The organism is Rhodococcus sp. YH1 (genome assembly GCF_009939605.1).
In the GTDB taxonomy this organism is placed as follows: domain Bacteria; phylum Actinomycetota; class Actinomycetes; order Mycobacteriales; family Mycobacteriaceae; genus Rhodococcus; species Rhodococcus aetherivorans.
Window position 1 is genome coordinate 1 of the sequence record NZ_WVTE01000155.1, and the last position, 3,787, is coordinate 3,787.

General features: G+C 69.2%; 3 protein-coding genes and 2 pseudogenes. 4 read left to right on the forward strand and 1 reads right to left on the reverse strand.

All coding sequences use genetic code 11. The features are described from left to right. Positions 1-602: 602 nt before the first annotated feature. A pseudogene (locus AIIKEEIJ_RS13110) lies at positions 603-960 on the forward strand (transposase); the annotation flags it as partial. Positions 961-1,102: 142 nt separating this feature from the next. Here the strand turns inward: AIIKEEIJ_RS13110 and AIIKEEIJ_RS13115 are convergent. Further along, entirely contained in the window at positions 1,103-1,666 is a 564-nt protein-coding gene (locus tag AIIKEEIJ_RS13115; protein WP_161995826.1) for a cupin domain-containing protein, read from the reverse strand. Positions 1,667-1,744: 78 nt separating this feature from the next. Between AIIKEEIJ_RS13115 and AIIKEEIJ_RS13120 the strand changes: the two genes are divergently transcribed. The 3 genes and pseudogenes from AIIKEEIJ_RS13120 to AIIKEEIJ_RS13130 all read left to right on the forward strand — a co-directional run. Then, positions 1,745-3,316 (forward strand): FAD-dependent oxidoreductase, encoded by a 1,572-nt coding sequence (locus AIIKEEIJ_RS13120; RefSeq protein ID WP_161995827.1) that lies wholly within the window; start codon positions 1,745-1,747, stop codon positions 3,314-3,316. Between the two features lie 34 nt (positions 3,317-3,350). Beyond that, positions 3,351-3,536 carry a hypothetical protein gene (locus tag AIIKEEIJ_RS13125; RefSeq protein WP_202916990.1) on the forward strand — a complete coding sequence of 62 codons (186 nt, stop codon included), beginning with the start codon at positions 3,351-3,353 and terminating at the stop codon, positions 3,534-3,536. Between the two features lie 123 nt (positions 3,537-3,659). Next, positions 3,660-3,787 (forward strand): annotated as a pseudogene (locus AIIKEEIJ_RS13130) (lipase); the annotation flags it as partial.

Here is a 3,787-nt window from a genome sequence, read left to right on the forward strand (position 1 = left end):
CGGGTCCGGCCGGGCGCGATACCGGGGCCGTCGTACGGGCGGGGGCGGTCGTGGTGATGGTGTCGGAGTGTGTGCCGTGGCGGTGGCGGGCGACGGTTGCGGCGGTGAGTATCTGAACTTGTGTCTGTCGTTGGGGCTGAGCCGTTGCAGCACGTCACCGATGGGCTGGAACCGAAGTTTATTGGCTGGTGCCCAATGCTTGCTTCGCGAGGAAGAAGCTGCGGTTTACCGCGGTAGATCGGTGTGCCCTGGGGTGGGGCGATCATCGCGGGTGAAGTTGAGGCTTGCATCAGGTGGAGCCGTATGGCCGATCCTGGAGTGCGACGTCTCGATGGTGTGATCAGGTGGACACGGATCCGGGCTGTGCTCCTGGCCGTGGCGGGGCGTAGCGCTGCCGACCGCAGGAAGACGGCAAGGTCGCCACCTCCACGATGTATGGGTCAAGGTATGGGGAAACATATGTTCTTGCGCATGGGGGATTGTGTGGTCACCCGAGCCCGACTGACTAGTAGGATTTTGTTAGGTCGGAAGCTGTGGTGGCAGGTCGGGCAGGTGCCGATCCAATACATCAGCGCGCGTTGGAGTTCGCGCACGAGATCGCAGCCAAGGAGCGGTTCGACGAGTTCGCCGGCACGTGGGGCCCGCGCTATCCGGCGATCATCCGGTTGTGGCAGAACTCCTGTCCGGAGTACGCGGCCGTTCCTCGACTACGACATCGAGGTCAGGCGGGTGGTGTGCTCCACGCACGCGATCGAGTCGCTCAACGCCCGCTGCCGTCGGGCCATCCGGGCCCGGGGCCACTTCCCCAACGAGCAAGCCGCGCTCGAGTGTCTGTACCTGGCCACCCGAGCTCTGGACCCGACCGGCACGGGGCGCGCACGATGGATATCGAGGTGGAAAGGAGCGTTGAACGCCTTCGCCATCACCCTCGAAGGACGCATCACCCCGAACAGCGACTGATCCCATGTGTCAGAGCCGGATCCACCGATTTCCTGACAGACCCGATCAGGCCCGTCGGGATACAGCCGATAGGCGACCGCGTCTCAAGAGGCCGGTGTTGGGTGCGGGCGTCGGCGGTGCGTGGACGGGGGCTAGGCGCTGGTTATGAGCGCACGTGCATGCGTTCTCCTTGGGGGCCGAAGATTGCGAGCACTTCGCAGGGGGTGGGTCCGGGGTTGCCGATCCAGTGGGGTGTGCGGGTGTCGAATTCGACCACTTCTCCGGGTTCGAGCACCAGGTCGCGGCTGCCCAGGATCAGGCGCAGTCGGCCGTTGAGCACGTAGAGCCACTCGTAGCCTTCGTGGGTTTGCAGCGTCGGGTGGGCGACGTCGTCCACGGTGGGCAGCACCATTTTGAAGGACTGGAGGCCCCCGGGGCGGCGGGTCAAGGAGATGAAGGTCCGGCCGTGCCGGGTCACCGGCTTGGACCGGATTCTGGGGTCGCCGGTGTCCGGGGCGTCGACGAGTTCGTCCAGTGCGACCCGGTGGGCGCGGGCGAGGGGGAGCAGCAGCTCGAGGGTGGGCTTGCGCTGTCCGGATTCCAGTCGGGAGAGGGTGCTGAGCGAGATGCCGGTCTCCTCCGCCAGGTCGCTCAGGGTGGCTTTCCGTTCGAGTCGAAGCTGTCGCAGTCTCGGGCCCACGTTCTTCAAGACGTCCTGATCTTCCATGTCGCTCAGTGTGCCGGAGTTTTGCCATTACGGCAAGGATGTTTGCCATATCTCGGGAGGGATCTGCACCCTGGAGGCATGACGGAGAACGAGAGTTTCGATGTGGTGGTGGTCGGCGGCGGCGCTGCCGGTTTGAGTGGTGCGATGGTGCTGGGGCGGTCCGGTCGCCGGGTGCTGGTGATCGACGCGGGTGAGCCTCGCAATGCTCCGGCCGAGCACGCCCACAACTATCTCGGCCGGGAGGGGGTGCCCCCGCTCGACCTGCTGGCCGACGGCCGGGCCGAGGTGGCGGCGTACGGGGTGGAGCTGGCGAGCGACCGCGTGACGGCCGTGACCCGCACCGAGCACGGTTTCGCCGTGGCCACCGGCAGCGGACGTGAGGTCACCGCCCGGCGGGTGCTGGTCACCACCGGGGTGGTGGACGAGCTGCCCGATGTCCCCGGCCTCGCCGAACGCTGGGGCCGCGACGTGCTGCACTGCCCCTACTGCCACGGCTGGGAGGTGCGCGGTCGAGCGATTGCGGTACTGGCGACCAGCCCGGTCGCGGGACACCAGGGTCTGCTCTGGCGCCAGCTCACCGACGACGTCGTCCTCGTCGTCCCCGACGGGGTCGAGCTGCCGACCGCCGACGTGGAGCGGATGGCCGCGATCGGGGTGCGGATCGAGCACGGCACTGCGCGGGAGGTCGTCACTGACGGCGACCGGCTGATCGGGGTGCGTCTGGCCGACGGCTCGCTGCTCGAGCGCGAGGCGATCGTGGTGGCCTCCCGGCCGCAGGTATGCCTCGACTTCCTGACCTCTCTCGGCCTGGAGCCGCAGCACGTCGAGTGGGGCGGGGTGCCGGTGGGGTCGGTGATCGCGGTCGACCCGGTGGGGGCGACCGCGGTGCCGGGCCTGTACGCGGCCGGCAACGCCACCGACATCGGCATGACCCTGATCGGCGCGGCCGCTCACGGCACCCGGGTGGGAGCGTTCGTCAACGCCGACCTGGCCGCCGAGGACGCCGACCGCGCGGTCGCCGAGCGCCGGGCCGAGCTGTTCGAGCAGCCCGCCTGGGAGGATCGCTACTCCGGGGAGCGGGTCTGGAGCGGACGCGTCAACCCCCAACTCGAGGCCGAGGTCTCGTCCCTGATACCCGGTCGGGCCCTGGACGTGGGCTGCGGCGAGGGCGCCGACACGGTCTGGCTGGCCGGCCGCGGCTGGTCGGTCACGGCCCTGGACTTCGCGGTCGCCGCCCTGGAGAAGACGGCCGCGCACGCAGCCGAGGCCGGCGTCGGTGACCGTGTCACCACGGTTGCCGCCGACGTCCGCAGCTGGCAGCCCGGCCAGCAGCGATGGGATCTGGTGTCCTCGCAGTTCCTGCATCTTCCCGATGGCGGGATGGTCGAGCTGACCCGGCGCCTCGGCTCCGCGGTCGCCCCCGGTGGCACCTTGCTGGTGGTCGGTCACCATCCCGACGACCTGGCGACCGGGCTGCGCCACGGTCACCGCTGGTTCCTCTTCACCCCCGAGTCGCTGATTCCGGCGCTCGAGGACGGTCAGTGGGAGGTCGAGCTCTGCGAGGTCCGGTCCCGGACCACGGCACACCCGCACTCCGGGGAGCAGGTCACCGTCCGCGACTCGGTGCTGCGGGCGCGACGACGCGGCTGAGCCGGAACGGTCGTGACGAGACTGTGTCGACACCGTGCTGCGGGACCTGTATGCCGACGCCGGGTTCGTGCCCGCCGCGCGAGTGCGGTGGAACGACGACTACGTCCCTGCCGGCCGGGACTACGACAACTTCCGCGCCTTCAATCATGGCCGCCGGGACGTGGTGTTCCTGGCCGACGACCCCGACCGGGTCGGCGGCGGGTATCCCCGGGGGCTATGAGCTTGCGTCTGCCGTGACGTACCCGCCCGTACCATCCCCCGTGCACTCGATAGCTGTTCTTCACGCAGGCCAGGTGCGATCGCGGTGACGGGTTCGGGGGGCCGCAATCGGCGACAAGCGAGACTGATCGGCCAGTCGCAGGGCGGTCACGCCGCCCTGCACACCGCGCGCCTGGCCACGTCGCGGGCCCCGGAACTCGACTTCCGCGGCATGATCGCCACCGGCGCGCCGTCGAACCTCGAGACGGTGTT

Coding starts and splice junctions, on each gene's coding strand:
- AIIKEEIJ_RS13115 (WP_161995826.1), bottom strand. CDS start 1,666: ATGGAAGATCAGGACGTCTTGAAGAACGTGGGCCCGAGACTGCGACAG.
- AIIKEEIJ_RS13120 (WP_161995827.1), top strand. CDS start 1,745: ATGACGGAGAACGAGAGTTTCGATGTGGTGGTGGTCGGCGGCGGCGCT.